Origin of the sequence: Rhodopseudomonas julia (genome assembly GCF_030813515.1) — a bacterium.
Classification (GTDB): domain Bacteria; phylum Pseudomonadota; class Alphaproteobacteria; order Rhizobiales; family Afifellaceae; genus Afifella; species Afifella julia.
The window spans coordinates 1,752,915-1,769,584 of the sequence record NZ_JAUSUK010000002.1 but is presented as its reverse complement, the minus strand read 5'-3'; the positions used below and the strand labels follow the sequence as shown (position 1 = coordinate 1,769,584).

Below are 16,670 nucleotides of genomic sequence, written 5' to 3'. Positions count from 1 at the left end.
GCCGTCAGAAGTCGCCGAGTGAGCGCGCGACATCGCGCAAGAGCCGGTCGGCGACCTGGACCGACAGCGCCCGGTCGTCCGGATCCATGCCGAAGACGGGCTCAGTGCTTGCAAGAAATGCCTCGCTGCGACATGCCCGGGCGGATTGGGCCGAGACGGTCATCTCGTAGCTACGGGCATCCTCGTTGAAGAGGCACTGAACCGTGAGGCCACGCGCCTCTTTGGCGGTCCACATCAAGCTCTTGCTCATCGTCTCATTCCTTCTGTCCTCCGACGACAGCCATCGGGGCTGATTTGGCGTCGGAGTTGATTTGGCGGGTCCGCACTCTTCGGGAGGAGGGGTGAGAGCGGACCCGCCAATGTGCCGTCATTCGGCGGCAAGCGAGGCAGGGGAGGAGCCCTGCATCTGGTTCTCGGCTTCAAGCGACGGTTCGACCCAGGCCCGGCCGTAATAGCTGTCGAGAAGGAGCTGTTTCAGCTCGCTGACGAGCGGAAAGCGCGGATTGGCGGTGGTGCACTGGTCGTCGAAGGCCGCCTCGGCGAGGCTGTCCACTTTGTCGAGGAAGTCTGCCTCCTTGATGCCGAAGGCCTGGATGCTCTCCGGGATTTCCAGCTCCTCTTTCAGCTCGTCCACCCAGGCGATGAGGCTCTGCACGCGCTCGTGGTCGCGCTCGCCGGAAAGACCGAGGTGGCGGGCGATCTGCGCATATCGTGCGACGCCTTTCGGACGGTCGTACTGGCTGAAGGCCGTCTGTTTCGTTGGAATGTCTGCCGAGTTGTAGCGGATGACATTCGAGATCAGGAGCGCATTGGCGATGCCATGCGGAATGTGGAATTCCGCGCCGATCTTGTGCGCCATGGAATGGCAGACGCCGAGGAAGGCGTTGGCGAAGGCGATGCCTGCGATCGTTGCGGCATTGTGCACCTGCTCGCGTGCCTTCGGATCTTCGTGTCCGTTGCGGTAGGCCGACGGCAGATAGTCTTTCAGGAGCTTGAGGGCCTGCAGCCCCTGGCCGTCGCTGTATTCGTTCGCCAGCACCGAGACGTAGGATTCGAGCGCATGCGTCACGGCGTCGATGCCGCCGGCCGCCGTCAGGGATTTCGGCATGGTCATGACGAGGTTGGGGTCGACGATCGCCATGTTGGGCGTGAGCTCGTAATCGGCGATCGGGTATTTGATGCCCGTTTTCTCGTCGGTGACGACGGCGAAGGGGGTGACCTCCGAACCGGTGCCCGAGGTCGTCGGCACCGCGACGAACTGCGCTTTGATGCCCATTTTCGGGAATTTGTAGATGCGCTTGCGGATATCCATGAAGCGCAGCGCGAGTTCTTCGAAGGCGACGTCAGGGTGTTCGTACATCACCCACATGATCTTCGCCGCATCCATCGGCGAACCGCCGCCCTGCGCCAGGATCACGTCAGGTTTGAAGGCGTTGGCGAGCGAGGTGGCTTTGCGCACCGTCTCGAGCGTCGGGTCGGCGTTGACCTCGTAGAAGACCTCGACCTCGAGACCCAGGTTCTTGAGAAGGCTGATGGTCTCGCTGACGGCACCGCTTTCGAACAGGAATTTGTCCGTAACGATCAGGCAGCGTTTGTGTCCGCGCAATTCCTCGAGCGCGAAAGGCAGGCTGCCACGGCGGAAGTAGATGGATTTCGGGAGCTTGTGCCAGAGCATGTTTTCCGCTCGCTTCGCCACGGTTTTCTTGTTCATGAGATGCTGGGGGCCGACATTCTCCGAGATGGAATTGCCGCCCCAGGAGCCGCAGCCGAGTGTCAGCGACGGCGCCAGCCGGAAATTGTAGAGATCGCCGATCCCGCCCTGCGAAGACGGTGAGTTGATCAGGATGCGCGCCGTTTTCATGCGATCGCCGAATTGGTGGATGCGCTCTTCCTGCTGGTCCTGTTCGGTGTAGAGGACCGAGGTGTGACCGATGCCGCCGAGCGCAACCAGATCGGCAGCGATATCGCACGCGTGGCCGAAATCCTTCGCGCGGTAGAGGGCGAGCGTCGGTGACAGCTTTTCATGGGCGAAGACTTCTGCCTCGCTCACATCGCTGACTTCGCCGATCAAAACCTTAGTGAAGGGCGGCACCGAAAATCCGGCCATCTCGGCGATGGCGGCGGCCGACTGGCCGACAATACGGGCATTCAATGTGCCGTTCGGCATGATGACATGGCGGACCGCGTCCGTCTCGTCGGGGGAGAGAATGTAGCCGCCGTGCTTGGAAAAGCGTGCGCGCACCGCGTCATAGACCTGGTCGACGACGATCGCCGATTGCTCCGAGGCGCAGATGACACCGTTGTCGAAAGTCTTCGACATGAGGATGGAGGCGACAGCGCGCTTGATATCGGCGAATTCGTCGATGACGGCCGGCGTGTTGCCCGCGCCGACACCGATCGCCGGCTTGCCGGAGGAATAGGCCGCCTTGACCATGCCCGGCCCGCCCGTCGCGAGGATGAGGTTGATGTCTTTGTGGCGCATCAGCGCGTTCGAGAGTTCGACCGTCGGCTCTTCGAGCCAGCCGATGATGTTCTCAGGCGCTCCGGCTGCGACCGCTGCTTCAAGCACGATACGGGCCGCTTCGCAGGTGGCGCGACGCGCGCGCGGATGCGGCGAAAAGATGATGCCGTTTCTCGTCTTCAGACTGATGAGGGCTTTGAAGATGGCCGTCGAGGTAGGGTTGGTCGTGGGGACGATGCCGCAGATCAGGCCGATCGGCTCGGCGATCGTCAGCGTGCCGTACTCCGGCTCCTCGGAGAGGATACCGCAGGTCTTTTCGTCCTTGTACTTGTTGTAGATGTACTCCGACGCGAAGTGGTTCTTGACCACCTTGTCTTCCATGACGCCCATGCCGGTTTCTTCGACGGCGAGCTTGGCGAGCTTGATGCGGGCATTGTTGGCCGCGAGCGCGGCCGCACGAAAGATCTGATCGACCCTCTCCTGGGAATACCCCGCGTAGATCCGTTGGGCCTCCTTCACAGGAGCGATGAGAGCGTCGAGGCTCGGGAGCGTTTCGGATGTCATGGCTCTGGCCCTTCCAAGAATGTCGGGTTTCTGCGCAGTGCCCAAGAGGGTGGGGCCCAAGAGGGCTGGGATTGTCGTGCCGCTCGCGGATTGAAGGCGGTCAGGCCGCGCTGCTCCGGTCGAGCGATCAGGTTATGTAGTAAAACTACGCTATCCACTACAAGCGATTTTGGCAAGCAAAATCGGGCTTTTCATGACGAAGTTTTGCGCGGCCGATGCGGTCTTTCTGGTGGCGTGGGAAGACCCCTTCAGGCTTGCCAAAACGCCTTCACGAAAGTGGTGAGGCCGGCGTTTGCACGCCGGCCTCGGCCTTGGTTCTTGTGGGGGGAAGACAAGCTCCGCAGGCTTATTCGGCAGGTGCGAGAGCTGCTGGGGCGACAGCCTGGATCGGCTTTTTCAGAAGCCGCAGGAGAACCGCACTCACCACCGTGCCGATAAGGAGCGCCACGATATAACCGCCGAGATGGGTGACGGCATTCGGGATCGGCAGGACGAAGATGCCGCCATGCGGAACCTTGAGCTCGGCGCCGATCGCCATCGAGATGGCGCCAGTCGTGGCGGCGCCCACCATCATGGCGGGAATCACCCGCAGCGGGTCGCGTGCCGCGAACGGGATGGCACCTTCCGTGATGAAGGCGATGCCGAGCACCGCCGCCGCATTGCCGGCTTCCCTCTCGTCTGCGGTGAAGCGGTCGGCGAAGATCTTCGTCGCAAGCGCCACAGCGAGCGGCGGCACCATGCCCGCGGCCATCGCGGCCGCCATCGGCGTGTACACCTGGCTTGCGAGCAGCCCTGTGGAGAAGGTGTAAGCCGCTTTGTTGACAGGGCCGCCGAGATCGAAGCCCATCATCGCCCCGATGATGAGGCCGAGCATGATGGCGCTCGAGCCCTGCATCGACTTCAGCCAGTCGGTCAGGAAGGTCATGATTTCGGCGACGGGCGTGCCGATCACATACATCATCAAGAGGCCGGTCAGGAGCGTGCCGAGGAGCGGCAGGATGAGAACCGGCTTCAGGCCTTCAAGATTCTTGTGCAACTTGATGTGCCGATTCATGAAATCGGTGCCGTAACCGGCGATGAAACCGGCGACGATGCCGCCCAGGAAGCCGGCGCCGACATTGGCGGCGAGAAGGCCGCCGATCATGCCGGGCGTGATGCCGGGTCGGTCGGCGATCGAATAGGCGATATAGCCCGCGAGTGCCGGAACCATCAGCGCGAAACCGCCCTTGGCGCCGATCTGGAAGAGATTGTAGGCAAGCGTGCCTTCGTTCTCGTAGGCGTAGATGCCGCCGATCGCGAAGGCGACCGCGATCAGCAAGCCGCCCGCCACGACGAAGGGCAGCATGTATGACACACCGGTCATCAGGTGCTTGTAGGGGCCGGTGCGGGAAGCGGCGCGTTCCGCCTTGCCGGCCGCGACGCGATCGGCGAGGCCCTCGCTGCCGCCCTGGATCTCGGCTTCCTTGAAAGCCCGCTCAACGAGCGCCTTGCCGTTGTTGATGGCGGGCTTGGTGCCGGAGAGAAAGACCGGCTTGCCGGCGAAGCGGCTCAAATCCACCTGCGTATCGGCGGCAATGATAACGAGATCGGCCTTTGCGATTTCCTCGTCGGTCAGCTTGTTCTGGGAGCCGACGGAGCCTTGCGTTTCCACGCGCGCCGAGTAGCCGAGCGCTTCGGCACCCTTCTGCACGCCTTCGGCCGCCATGAAGGTATGGGCGATGCCGGTCGGGCAGGAGGTGATGGCCACGATGTGCTTTTGACCGCCGGTCGAGGCGGCTGGTGCTGCGTCTGCAGTAGAGCCGGCGGCTTGAAGGGCCTGGGCAAGGACGCCGTCCGCGTCCTCCAGTACCGCCTCGATGGTCACGGTGCTTTGCTTCACTGCGCCGAAACGGCTTTCCTCGTGCTCGCCGGAGCCCACCAGGAGCACGACAGCGGCATCATTTGCAGCCTTGCTCGAGATCGAATTGCGGATGCCGAGGTCGGAGCGCACCTCGATGTCGATCCGATGGCCCAGATTGTCGGCCGCCTTGCGCAGGGCCTCGGCCGCCAATGCGGCCTGGGTCGTGAGGTCGCCTGCCGATATGACGGCAAGAACGTGTGTCATGGGTCCTCCTATGCTTGTTGCTTGAGGTCCCGGCCAGCCGGGAGCTCCGTCACGACGACCGCCCGAGCAAGACGCCGGACTTCCTCTGCATCGGGCAGGTGCGGCCCGATGCGGCCCAGCTTCGCGGCGGCAAAGGCGGTGGAAAGACGCGCCACGTCTTCAAGTGGCGCATCCTCCCGAAAAGCGGCGACGAGGCCCGCCACCATGGCGTCTCCGGCCCCGACCGTGCTCAAAGTCTCGACCGGTTCGCTCCGGCCCATGAGAATCTGGTTTCCGGTAACGAACAGGGCTCCCTCAGAGCCGAGCGAAACCACCACCACGGCAATCCCGCTCGCCTGAAGAGCGGTGGCAGCCGCGAGAAGATCGTCGCGGCCCGACAAGGACTTACCTGCCCATTCCTCAAGCTCGTGCTGATTGGGTTTGACGCAGAAGGGGAGATCTTCGGCTGGTGCCGAGAGGGCGGCCCCGAGCGGTGCCCCGCTGGTATCGACAACGACGCGTGCACCTCGTTTGCACAATGCTGCAGAGAGGCGGGCGAGCGTGTCGTCGGGAAGCCCGGCCGGCAGACTTCCGGCAAGCACCACGAGGCTGTCGGGCGCGACCGTTTCGTTGAGGACGGCTTTCACCCGCTCGAGAGCTGCATCATCGGCGGTCGGGCCGGGCAGGTTGATGTCGGTGGTCTCGTTGCGGGTGGGATCGGCGATTTTGATGTTGGTTCGGGTTTCGCCAGGAACGCGCACGAAGAGATCACGAATGTTCTTGGCGCTGAAAAGCGCCTCGAAGGGGCCGGGATTGCCGCCGCCAAGGATGCCCGTTGCGATCACGGGCACCGACCAGTCGGCGAGGCAGCTCGCGACATTGACGCCCTTGCCGCCCGCATTGCTCTGCACGGACGAAGCGCGGTGAACGTCACCGAGCGTCATCCCTTCCACGACGACCGTCTGATCGATCGCCGGGTTCAAGGTGACGGTGACGACGGGGAGGGGTGAGGGTTTCACAATTCCTCCCGATCCAAGGCGTGCACCTCGGCTGCCGTCTCGCAGGCAAGGGCTTTGTCGGCGAGAGTTTTGAGTGCGGTCAGGGAGGTCCCGCGCAGGGCTGCTTTGACGGCGGGGATGTCGCGCGGCGTCATCGACAATTCGTTGACGCCAAGTCCGGTCAAAACGGAGGCCGCGAAAGGTTCGCCGGCGATGCCGCCGCACACGCCGACCCAGCGGCCGTGCTTTGCGGCCCCCTCGACCGTCATGCGGATCAGGCGCAGGACGCAAGGATGGAGTGCGTCTGCCTCGGCGGCGAGCTCCGGGTGCTGCCTGTCGATGGCAAGCCCGTATTGCGTGAGGTCGTTGGTTCCGATCGAGAAGAAATCGACATAGCGGGCGAGAATGTCTGCGCCGATCGCAGCGGCCGGCACCTCGACCATGGCGCCGAGCGGTATCTGAGGTGCGTCGAGCTCGTCGCGGATGCTGTCCGCTACGGCTCTGAGGCGCTGCATTTCGCCGACGGAGGTAATCATCGGGAACATGATCGAAAGACCGCTGCTCTCGCCGTCGCGGGCGGCGCGATAAAGCGCCCGCAACTGTGTTGCGAGAAGGTCGAGGCGGCGCAGGAGAAGCCGCGAACCGCGCACGCCGAGGAAGGGATTGGCCTCGCGCGGCAGGTTGAGGTGTGGCACCTGCTTGTCGCCGCCGATATCGAGCGCCCGCACGATGAGCGGACGGTCTTCGAGGCCATCGAGCATGGCCCGGTAGGTTTCGTATTGCTCGTCTTCCGTGGGCGCGGAGCTACGCTCCAGGAACAAGAACTCGGTGCGCATAAGGCCGACGCCTTCGCCGCCTTGCGAGAGCGCGAGCTCGATCTGGTCGGGGCGGTTGATGTTTGCCGCAATCTCCATCTGATGGCCGTCGGTGGTGCGCGCCGGCAGGCTTCTCTCGGCGATCTCGCGCTTGTGCTGCTCTTCCTGCGAGGCAAGCCAGTCGCGTGCCGAAGCGATGGCGGAGGCGGACGGCTTTGGATAGAGGCGGCCGGCCTGGCCGTCGAGAATGACTTCCGTGCCGTTTTCGAGATCGAGCAGGGCCTCGCTGCCGCCGACCATCGCCGGCAGGCCGAGGGTGCGCGCCAGAATGGCGGTGTGCGACGTCGGTCCGCCCTGAACGGTGGCGAGCCCGAGCACGCGCTCCACGTCGAGGCCCGCGGTGTCGGACGGCGACAGGTCGCCGGCGACGAGAATGCAGGGCTCAGCCGGCAGAGGATCGCCGTCTCTGTTCTCAAGCGAGGGATCGATCCGCGCCAGGACGCGGCGTCCCACGTCGCGCAGGTCGGCGGCACGTGCGGCCAGCACTTCGTTGTCGTTGGATTCAAGATCCCGGGCTGTGCGTTCGATCGCCTCGTTCCAAGACCAGGCGAGACCATGTCCTTCGACCATCAACTGACAGGCGAGAGTGATAAGGTCGGTGTCGTGGAGGAGTTCTGCCTGGGCGCGGAAAATGTTCGCTTCCGCTTCGCCGAGACGGCGCAGAGTGTCGTCTGCGAGGACGCGCAGCTGCGTCTGCGTCACCGTCAAGGCCTCGTGCAGCTTGTTACCACCTTCATTGAGTGGCGTCGGCGTATCCGCAATGGCGATTTCGGCAGGCGCATAGACATGGATCGGCCCGATGGAGAGGCCGGGACTTGCGCCGATTCCTGCGATGACCGGCATATCCTCCGGCGGCGTCCAGCCCTTGACGGTCGGCTCGGGTCCTTTCGCCGCCTGGGCATCCGCTTTTTCCTGGGCGCTGAGCCCGGTGACGGCTGCCTGCATCCGGTCGATTGCAGAGCCTGCATCGGGGCCGTCGGCGGAAATGACGATCGTGTCGCCTTGGCGCAGGCCGAGCCGCAGGAGCGACACGAGCGCCTTGGCATCGGCCACGGCGGCGCCTTTGCGCACCTGCACGGAGCCGCTCGCTTTCCGCGCGGCTGCAACCCATGCCGAGGCCGGGCGGGCGTGAAGGCCCGAAGGATAATCGACGGTCCACTCGAAACGTTCGTCGAGGTCTTCCGCGGGCACCCCGTCCGCCTCGGGCTGGGCCTCGGCCTCGCTCAAAGCGTTGATGATGTCGGAGGTGTCGTTCGTCGTGAACAGCTTCTTGAGGTGCTCTTCGTCCTGCAGAAGGTTCGTGAGACGTCTCAGCGTGTCGATGTGCGCGTCCGATTCTGCGGCGATGGCGACGACGAGATGCACCGTCTGGCCCACATTCCATTCCACGCCCTTAGGCACTTGCAGGATGGAGAGGCCGTTGCGGCGAACCATGCCTCGATCTTCGACCTTGCCGTGGGGAATGGCCACGCCGTGTCCGAGATAGGTTTCGGCCACGTCCTCGCGTCGCATCATGCTGTCGGCATATCGGGGGTCGATGCATCCGGCCGCGATCAACAGCTGCGCGGCTTCACGGATGGCGGCCTCTTTGTCCGCGGGTGCTGCGCCGAGGCGAACCAGATTGGACGGTGGCAGGATGTCGGGCTGGGCGTTTGTCATCGGTCCATTTCCTCCGTGCCGTTTGATTTAGTGAAAACGATTACATTATGGATGTCAATCATCGAGATCCCAGAAATCCGAGTTTTGCAGTGCACAATGGTTGCCTGTTCGTGCGCAACGTGGCATCGTTCAGGCCTAATGTGTGAAAACGTTTTCTAAAAATGTCCATCAGCATCAAGGACGTCGCCGAGAAGGCCGGCGTATCGGTCGCCACAGTGTCGCGGGTCCTCAGCGAAGGGCCCGTTCGCGCGGACACCAAAGAGCGGGTTCACGCCGCGATCAAAGCGCTCGGCTATCGTCCCAATCTCTCGGCCCGGCGTCTGCGCACGCAGCACGCTCAGACGATCGGCCTCATCGTCTCCGATATCCGCAATCCGTTTTTCACCGCCGTGGGTCGGGGGGTCGAGGATGCTGCCTATCGGGCCGGTATGCGCGTGCTTCTGTGCAACACCGATGAGAATGTCGAGCGCGAGCGTATGTATCTGCGTCTGATGCAGGAGGAGCGCGTGACGGGCCTCATTCTCGCGCCGACGCTCGCGATGCTCGATCAGTTGCAAAAGAACCCGCTGCAGTTTCCCGCTGTGCTGATCGACCGGGCAGGGGCTGGCGGCCTTTACGATTCTGTCGTTCTCGACAACCGCGAGGCTGCGAACACGCTTGTGGAGCACCTTTTCTCAGAGGGCTATCGGCGCATCGGCGGCGTGTTCGGCCAGACCAGTGCCACGGGCTTGGAACGCCGCGACGGCTATTGCGCCAGTATGAAAGCCAAGGGCCTTAAGCCGGATTCGCGTCTGCTGCCGCCGACGGTCGATGCCGGGGAGAGGGAGATGAGTGAATGGCTGGCAGGGCCTGATGCGCCGGAGGCGATCATCGCCAGCAATGGTCTCTTGCTCATGGGCGTCGTCAAGGCGGCGCAGAGGCTGGGGCGCACCATCCCAGGCGACCTTGCCGTTGCTGGCTTCGATAATGAGGACTGGACGGAAGTGGTCGGACCGGGGCTGACGGTGATCGAGCAGCCGGTGCACGACATCGGCCGCAACGCCATGTCGCTCCTCTTCGACCGCCTGCAAAATCCGGGTCTGGCGCCCCGCAAAGTGGTCCTGTCCGGTCGCTGTATCGTGCGCGGTTCGACCTTGGCGTCAAAACCGGCGGCTCTGGCGGAAAACAGATCCACGCCATTGGCGGCAGCGGGTGCGATGAACCCTTGAGTTTCGTTCGAGCGCGCCGTCAGGCAGGTTTCTGTGCCACGAGATCGATCAAGGCCGACAGGCCGGAATGTCCCTTACCCTCGTGAATTTCGCTGTCGTGTTCTGCAAGCCGAAGGATCTCAAGATCGGCGAATGCTTCCTCGATCAGGGAGCGCGTATAGAGGTGGTCGGGGTCGGGCGGTCCGCCTGTGCCATAGCCGATCTGCTCGGGCCGGTAACCTTGCAGGAGCAGAATCCCGCCGGGCAGGAGAGCTCGCTTCATCGCCTCGAAGAGCTCGCCGCGAAGCGTCGGATTGGCAAACTGGATGAAGATGGCCACCACGCCGTGATAGGCGGATGGCGGCCATTCCCATGCGGCGAGATCCGCATGCACGTGGGCGAGTGACACGCCGCGGTCGGCTGCGAGGCGTTTCGATTTCTCGATCGCCACCGCTGAGGCGTCGATCGCCGTGACCTCAAGCCCCTGCTCAGCCAGCCAGACGCCGTTGCGCCCTTCGCCATCGGCAACCGACAGGACCCGCATCCCTGGGCGCAGCAGGTTCGCATGGGCGGCGAGGAAGGCGTTCGGTTCCGTCCCGAAGAGATAGCCGGGCTTGCCATATCTCTCATCCCACATCGCTCCAGTGCTCCTCGTCGCTTACATTGCTGCTTGTTTTCTATCTATCGCGACGTGGTGGGGCTGCGAGGTGCCCGATTTCAAGACGCCATTCGTCCTTTGAGCGAGGCATCGCCTTTCCAGCCGAGCCCTTCGGAAATCCGGCCTGCCGCCTCGGCGACCAGCCGGATGAAGCGTTCGATGTCGGTGTCCTCTGTTCGGAAGGCCGGCGCAGCGATATTGATCGAGGCAAAGACGGAGCCATCGGCGGAAAATACGGGAGCCGACACGGCCACGAGCTGGTCGCTCACTTCGCCGCGACTGATGCAGATACCGCGCGCGCGAATCCGATCGAGTTCGGCAAAGAGGCGGGACCGGTTGGTGATGGTGTTGCCGGTGAAGGCCTTCAGTTCTTGCGGCAACACAGATTCGCGTTCGTCTTCTGAGAGATAGGCCATGATCGCCTTGCTCGATCCCGCATAAAGCGGACGCCGGCGGCCCACCACCGCATGCACGCGCAAATCCCGAGACGGCTCGTATTTGGCGATGCACAGAGCCTCGCTCTTATCGCGCAGGCGCAGCTGCACCGTCTCGTTCGTTTTGAGCCCGAGATCTTCCAGAATCGGATTGGCGAGTTTGACGAGATCGATCTGCGAGGAGGCGGAGGTGCCGAGCACCAGGATGGCGTTTCCGAGCCGCCATCGGCCGTCCGGTTCCTGCGAGACCAGCTCTCGCCGTTCCAGTGTTCGTAACAATCTGAATGTTTTGGCCTTTGTCACGCCCGCCGCGCGAGCGATCTCCGAGACCCCCGCCTCGGGATGCTCCGCGACTGTCATGAGAATATTGATTGCGTCATCAACCGACTGAACAACATAGCTTTTTTCTTGTTCCGCCATGGCTTGATCCCCGTGCGCTGAAGAAGCTTGCGACAATGTGCCTCAAATTCCGGTTGCAAGACTCGCGTGTCTCACACAGTGAAACACAGTTTCATTTTTGTTGACAGCCCTCCTTTGCGCATGCGTTCCTGGTCAACGTTCAAGCGTGGTCAAGGCATGGGCAGTCGCCGCATTGCGGGGTCCGGCCTTTTCGAACAAGAGGGGACTAATTCTTGGGTATCGCGACAATGGGATGGATCGGCCGGGGTGCTGCTGCCTTGGCCATATGTGCGGTCGCTGCCGGAACGGCGTGGGCGCAGGACAAGGAATTGACAGTCGGCATGGCGTCGACGTTTGCGACTGTCGATCCGCATGAGGAATCGAACTCGCCGCACAATGCGATGAGCAGGCACATCTTCGATAGCCTGATCTATCGTGGCGGCGCTGCCGAAAACGAACCCCAGCTTGCGACCTCCTGGGAGGTCGTCGACAACACCCACTGGCGGTTTCATCTCCGCGAGGGGGTGAAATTTCACGACGGCACCGATTTCGACGCCGAGGACGTCATCGCCTCTGTGCTGCGGGCACGCGACAAGCCGAGCCAGGCGTTTGCGTCCTACACGCGCAACATCACGGATGTGACGGCAGAAGATCCCCACACTGTCGTCGTGGAGACGAGCGTTCCGGATCCGATGATCCTCAACTCGCTGAGCCGCATTCGCATCATCAGCTCCGAGCACGCCGACGACGATGTCGCCGCGTTCGACAACGGGACTGCGGCGGTCGGCACCGGCCCGTTCAAATTCGTCTCCTACACGCCGGGCGACCGCATCGTCATGGAGCGGAACGACGATTATTTCGCGGGTCCCTCCGAGTGGAGCAAGGTGACTTTGCGCATGCTGCCCGACAACGGCGCGCGGCTCGCAAGCCTGCTCTCCGGTGACGCTGACCTCATCGAGACGCTTCCCGCAGAAGGCGTCGAGCGGGTGGAGAATTCCGATAATCTCAAGGTCATCCGCGGCCAGTCGACCCGCATCGTCTATCTCGGCGTGGATATCGCGCGCGATCAGACGCCTTTCATCACGGCAAAGGACGGCTCCAAGCTCGACAAGAACCCGCTCAAGGACGAGCGTGTCCGCAAGGCGCTCCTGATGTCGATCAACCGGCAGGCGATCGTCCAGCGCGTCATGCAGGACAATGGCACCGTCGCCCACCAATTCGTCGCCGAGGGTTATTTCGGCCATTCAGACGATGTCGACGAAGTCTCCTATGATCCGGAAGGCGCCAAGAAGCTCCTTGAGGAGGCGGGTTATCCCGACGGCTTCCGTCTGACCCTGCACGGCCCGCAGGGACGCTACGTCAACGACAGCGACGTTCTGCAGGCGGTCGGCCAGATGTTCGCACGCATCGGTATCGATACGAAGGTCGAGGTGATGCCGTGGTCGATGTACGCCGACAAATACTCCGACGGCGAATACTCTGTCTTCCTCGGCTCTTGGGGCGTCAACACCGGTGAAGTGTCGAACCCGGCGATTGCCATCGTGGCCGGTCGCGACGAGGCGAAGGGCACCGGCCGTTACAATGGCGGTGGCATCGACGATCCGGAGATCAACAAGCTCCTGGATGAGGCGACCTCGACGCTCGACGAGGACAAGCGTGAGCCGATCCTTCAGAAGGTTTCCGAGCTCACCTTCAACCACCATTATCTACTGCCGCTGCACTACGAGAACGTCGTGCTCGGGGCCAGCAAGGACGTCGACTACAAGCCGCGCGGCGACAAATATCTGCTCGCGTATGAGGTGAAGTCGGCCGAGTGAGCCTCAAGGCTCGTCTTTAAATCACCGGGCGGGGCGCCTCTGCGCCACGCCCGCCAATTCTCCCCTTTCAGGACATAGGAATGCAGGAACTCGGCACCAGCGCTGCCGCTGCCCGCGCGCGCGCCATCTACGATTACGGCCATACGGCAATCTTTGCCTCTACGGCCGATCCGCGTTTTCACATGCTTTTGTACGTCCCGCCGGCGGCGGCCGACGGCCGCCCGGTCGACCTCCTGGTCGCGGTGCACGGAACCGGCCGCACCTCCGCAATGGAATTCCGCGACGGCTTCGCCGAGTTCGGTCTCTACAACGACTGCGCCGTCCTATGCCCGATCTTCCCGATGAATGTGCGCGGCGACGGCGCACGCTCCGGGTACAAATATCTGATCGAGGGCGATATCCGCTACGATCTCCTGCTCATTTCCATGGTCGAGGAGATGGCCGAGAAATACGGTCAGGACTGGTCGCGTTTCGCGATGTTCGGCTATTCCGGCGGCGGGCATTTCACCCATCGCTTCGCGCTCGTTCATCCCGAACGCCTATGGGCCGCATGTGTGGGTGCACCCGGTTCGGTCACGCTGATCGATCCGGAGCGCGACTGGTGGGTCGGCACCCGCGATCTCGCGGAAAAATTCGGAAAGCCGTTCAATCTCGAAGAACTCGCCAAACTGCCGGTGCAGATGGTCGTCGGCAAACTCGATCTCGAGACCTGGGAAATCACTCACAAGCCCGGCTCGGCCTACTGGATGGAAGGCGCCAACGATGCCGGCGAGACGCGTCCGGAACGTCTGCGTTCGCTCGCGCGCTCGTTCGAAGCGGTCGGCGTGAATGTCACCTTCGATGAAGTCCCCGGCATCTCGCATGACCGCATGAAGGTGCTCGGCCATGTCAAAGCCTTCCTCACACGCACGCTCGCAGAGAGGCGCAGCCGATGAACAACGCGACCATAGTCGCCCCGCAGCCGGAGGCTGTGGAAGCGGGCGCCAATGTCCTGGAGCGCGGCGGCAACGCCGTCGATGCGGCGCTCGCCTGCGCCTTCATGCAAGGCGTGGTCGATCCGCAGATGGCCGGTGTCGGCGGCTTCGGCTCGATGCAGATCTATATGCCGGGGCGAGGCGTGCACGAGACGCTGGAATTCTATGCTCTCGCACCCGCCGCGGCCACGCCGGAGATGTGGCTCGACAAGCTGCTCGGCCAAAGCCGCGACGGCTTCGGTTTCATTCTCGAAGGCAACATCTCCGAGATCGGCTATCTCGCCTGCTGCACGCCGGGCTCTCTCAAGGGGTATGAGACCGCCCTTCGCGATTACGGCACGTTCGATTGGGCCGATCTGATCACGCCTGCGGCCGAAGTCGCGCGCACCGGTTTCATGATCCGCCCGCATATGCACTGGTACTGGTCGAAGGACCAGTCGGGAGACGGGCAGGCGAACACGATCGACAAGCTGCGTTTCTCCAAGACCGGACGGAGCGTCTATTTCCACGAGGACGGAAGCCTTCGTGAGGTCGGCGAGATCCTGCGCAACCCGGACCTTGCCAGCACTCTGGAGCGGATCGCGCGAAGCGGCGGCTCGGATATCTACTATCATGGCGAAATCGCCGAAGAGATTGCCGCCGACTTCAAGGCGGGCGGTGGCCTCATTGGTCTGGAAGACCTCGCGAAATACAAGGTGACCAGATCGGAGCCGGTCTGGGGGCATTACCGCGGCCACAAGATTTCCACGAGCGCGCCTCCGGCATCCGGGTTCCCGATGCTGGAAATCCTGCACATCATGGAGCATTTCGACGTCGCTGCCATGCAGCATGCGAGCACCGAGCATGTGCGCCTTCTCTTCGAGGCGATGAAGCGCATGACGATCGACAAGGACGCCCATATGGGCGATCCGGCCTATGTCGAGGTGCCGGTCGAACGACTTCTCTCCGATGAGAACATTCGGGCCCACGCCGAGAGCATCCGCCGCGGCGAACGTGCGAATGTGGAACGCCTCGACCTGTCCCAGCGCGACACCACTCATATCTCGGTGATCGATCGTGAGGGGAATGCGGTCGCCATGACCCACACGCTCGGCAGTCCCTCTGGTGCGATCACCGACGGCCTCGGCTTCATGTACAACGGCACGATGAGCCGTTTCGACCCGCGCCCCGGACGCCCCGGCTCTATCGCCCCGCGCAAGCGCCGGGCGAGTTCGGCCGCCCCGACGATCGTGTTTCGCGACGACAAGCCTTTTATCGTCATCGGTGCCCCCGGCGGCAGCTATATCGCCCCGACGATCGCTCAGGGCATCATGAATATGATCGATTTTGACATGTCGATTCAGGAGGCGGTGACGGCCCCGCGCATCGTCGGCGTGTCGAACACGATCGACATCTGCAACCGCATTCGCCGTTCGGTGGAGGCGGATCTGCGGGCGGACGGCTACGATGTCGAGCGCTCGCCGCAGACCTATGCCTTTGCGGCTCTGCATGGCATCCGGATCGACGACGGCGTGTCGAAGGGAGCCGCAGATCCGCAGCGGGATGGTATGGCCATCTCGATCACCTAGTCAGGGCGGAGAGGCTGAATGGTCACTTCCATTATTCGGCGGTTCATCCAGGCATTGTTCGTCATCGTGGCGATGACGGTGATCGTCTTTGTCGCCGTCAACGTCATCGGCAATCCGGTCGACATTCTGATCAACCCGGATGCGAACCAGGCCGAGCGCGCGCGCGTGATCGCGGAATATGGCCTCGATCAGCCTCTCTGGCGTCAGTATATCGATTTCCTGGCGGGGCTGTTGCGCGGCGATTTCGGCAACAGCTTCGTCTACGGTCGCTCCGCTCTCCAGGTGATTTTGGAGCGCTTTCCGGCGACGCTCGAACTCGCGCTCTCGGCACTGGTGATCGCGCTCATCGTCGGTCTGCCGCTCGGCCTTTACGCCGGGCTGCGGCCGCGGAGCGTCGCCTCGCGGATCATCATGTCGGGCTCGATCCTCGGCTTTTCATTGCCGACATTCTGGGTCGGCCTCATGTTCATCCTCTTGTTTTCCGTGCAACTCGGATGGCTGCCGTCGAACGGGCGCGGCGAGACCGTGGAAATCCTCGGCATGCGTTGGTCTTTCCTGACGGCGGACGGATTGCGGCATCTCTTTCTGCCGGCGCTCAACCTCGCGCTCTTCAAGACGTCGCTCGTTCTGCGCCTGACCCGCGCCGGCGTGCAGGAGGTGTTGCCGCAGGATTATATCAAGTTCGCCCGAGCCAAGGGACTGAGCGAGCGCCGGATCATTTCCGTGCACGTTCTCAAGAACCTGATGATCCCGGTCGTGACCATCGTCGGGCTCGAATTCGGCTCGCTCATTGCCTTCTCCGTCGTGACGGAGAGCATCTTCGCCTGGCCAGGCATGGGCAAGCTCATCATCGACAGCATCAACCTTCTCGATCGGCCTGTGATCGTCGCCTACCTGATGATGATGGTCCTGATTTTCGTCAGCCTGAATTTCATTGTCGATCTTTGCTACACGCTGCTGGATCCCCGCGTCCGGCTCGATGCCAAACGGTGA

12 protein-coding genes are annotated in these 16,670 nt (G+C 62.9%); 5 read left to right on the top strand and 7 right to left on the bottom strand.

What is annotated here, in order from left to right; translation table 11 throughout:
- Positions 1–4 precede the first annotated feature (4 nt).
- The 5 genes from J2R99_RS17510 to ptsP all read right to left on the bottom strand — a co-directional run bounded on the left by J2R99_RS17510 (position 5) and on the right by ptsP (position 8,640).
- Positions 5–250, bottom strand: a complete 246-nt coding sequence (locus J2R99_RS17510) for a hypothetical protein (RefSeq protein WP_307155631.1) — start codon at positions 248–250, stop codon at positions 5–7.
- A gap of 117 nt (positions 251–367) precedes the next feature.
- Entirely contained in the window at positions 368–3,025 is a 2,658-nt protein-coding gene (adhE, locus tag J2R99_RS17505; protein ID WP_307155630.1) for a bifunctional acetaldehyde-CoA/alcohol dehydrogenase, read from the bottom strand.
- Positions 3,026–3,371: 346 nt separating this feature from the next.
- Positions 3,372–5,129, bottom strand: coding sequence for a fructose-specific PTS transporter subunit EIIC (locus J2R99_RS17500; protein ID WP_307155629.1), 1,758 nt, complete (start codon positions 5,127–5,129; stop codon positions 3,372–3,374).
- A gap of 8 nt (positions 5,130–5,137) precedes the next feature.
- A complete protein-coding gene (gene pfkB / locus J2R99_RS17495) occupies positions 5,138–6,127 on the bottom strand; it encodes a 1-phosphofructokinase (RefSeq protein WP_307155628.1) in 990 nt (329 codons plus the stop codon).
- Positions 6,124–8,640, bottom strand: coding sequence for a phosphoenolpyruvate--protein phosphotransferase (gene ptsP / locus J2R99_RS17490; protein ID WP_307155627.1), 2,517 nt, complete (start codon positions 8,638–8,640; stop codon positions 6,124–6,126). Before ptsP ends, pfkB begins: the two co-directional genes overlap by 4 nt.
- Positions 8,641–8,801: 161 nt before the next feature.
- Between ptsP and J2R99_RS17485 the strand changes: the two genes are divergently transcribed.
- Complete coding sequence (locus J2R99_RS17485; RefSeq protein ID WP_307155626.1) at positions 8,802–9,848, top strand: LacI family DNA-binding transcriptional regulator; 1,047 nt, start codon at positions 8,802–8,804, stop codon at positions 9,846–9,848.
- Positions 9,849–9,867: 19 nt separating this feature from the next.
- Here J2R99_RS17485 and J2R99_RS17480 read toward each other — a convergent pair whose 3' ends face one another.
- Entirely contained in the window at positions 9,868–10,464 is a 597-nt protein-coding gene (locus J2R99_RS17480) for an SAM-dependent methyltransferase (RefSeq protein ID WP_307155625.1), read from the bottom strand.
- Between the two features lie 80 nt (positions 10,465–10,544).
- Positions 10,545–11,339 (bottom strand): IclR family transcriptional regulator, encoded by a 795-nt coding sequence (locus J2R99_RS17475; protein ID WP_307155624.1) that lies wholly within the window; start codon positions 11,337–11,339, stop codon positions 10,545–10,547.
- Positions 11,340–11,566: 227 nt separating this feature from the next.
- On the opposite strand from J2R99_RS17475, the gene J2R99_RS17470 reads away from it, so the two are divergent.
- The 4 genes from J2R99_RS17470 (at position 11,567) to J2R99_RS17455 (ending at position 16,670) form a co-directional block, all read left to right on the top strand.
- A complete protein-coding gene (locus J2R99_RS17470; RefSeq protein WP_307155770.1) occupies positions 11,567–13,135 on the top strand; it encodes an ABC transporter substrate-binding protein in 1,569 nt (522 codons plus the stop codon).
- Positions 13,136–13,215: 80 nt separating this feature from the next.
- Entirely contained in the window at positions 13,216–14,070 is an 855-nt protein-coding gene (locus tag J2R99_RS17465; protein ID WP_307155623.1) for an alpha/beta hydrolase family protein, read from the top strand.
- Positions 14,067–15,677 carry a gamma-glutamyltransferase gene (gene ggt, locus J2R99_RS17460; protein ID WP_307155622.1) on the top strand — a complete coding sequence of 537 codons (1,611 nt, stop codon included), beginning with the start codon at positions 14,067–14,069 and terminating at the stop codon, positions 15,675–15,677. The genes J2R99_RS17465 and ggt overlap by 4 nt, the downstream gene beginning before the upstream one ends.
- Positions 15,678–15,695: 18 nt before the next feature.
- On the top strand, positions 15,696–16,670 hold the full coding sequence (locus J2R99_RS17455; RefSeq protein WP_307155621.1) for an ABC transporter permease: 975 nt from the start codon (positions 15,696–15,698) through the stop codon (positions 16,668–16,670).

Bases quoted from the DNA above. Each gene is read 5' to 3' on its own strand.
- J2R99_RS17510 (WP_307155631.1), bottom strand. From the start codon at position 250: ATGAGCAAGAGCTTGATGTGGACCGCCAAAGAGGCGCGTGGCCTCACG.
- adhE (WP_307155630.1), bottom strand. From the start codon at position 3,025: ATGACATCCGAAACGCTCCCGAGCCTCGACGCTCTCATCGCTCCTGTG.
- J2R99_RS17500 (WP_307155629.1), bottom strand. From the start codon at position 5,129: ATGACACACGTTCTTGCCGTCATATCGGCAGGCGACCTCACGACCCAG.
- ptsP (WP_307155627.1), bottom strand. From the start codon at position 8,640: ATGACAAACGCCCAGCCCGACATCCTGCCACCGTCCAATCTGGTTCGC.
- J2R99_RS17485 (WP_307155626.1), top strand. From the start codon at position 8,802: ATGTCCATCAGCATCAAGGACGTCGCCGAGAAGGCCGGCGTATCGGTC.
- J2R99_RS17480 (WP_307155625.1), bottom strand. From the start codon at position 10,464: ATGTGGGATGAGAGATATGGCAAGCCCGGCTATCTCTTCGGGACGGAA.
- J2R99_RS17475 (WP_307155624.1), bottom strand. From the start codon at position 11,339: ATGGCGGAACAAGAAAAAAGCTATGTTGTTCAGTCGGTTGATGACGCA.
- J2R99_RS17470 (WP_307155770.1), top strand. From the start codon at position 11,567: ATGGGATGGATCGGCCGGGGTGCTGCTGCCTTGGCCATATGTGCGGTC.
- J2R99_RS17465 (WP_307155623.1), top strand. From the start codon at position 13,216: ATGCAGGAACTCGGCACCAGCGCTGCCGCTGCCCGCGCGCGCGCCATC.
- ggt (WP_307155622.1), top strand. From the start codon at position 14,067: ATGAACAACGCGACCATAGTCGCCCCGCAGCCGGAGGCTGTGGAAGCG.
- J2R99_RS17455 (WP_307155621.1), top strand. From the start codon at position 15,696: ATGGTCACTTCCATTATTCGGCGGTTCATCCAGGCATTGTTCGTCATC.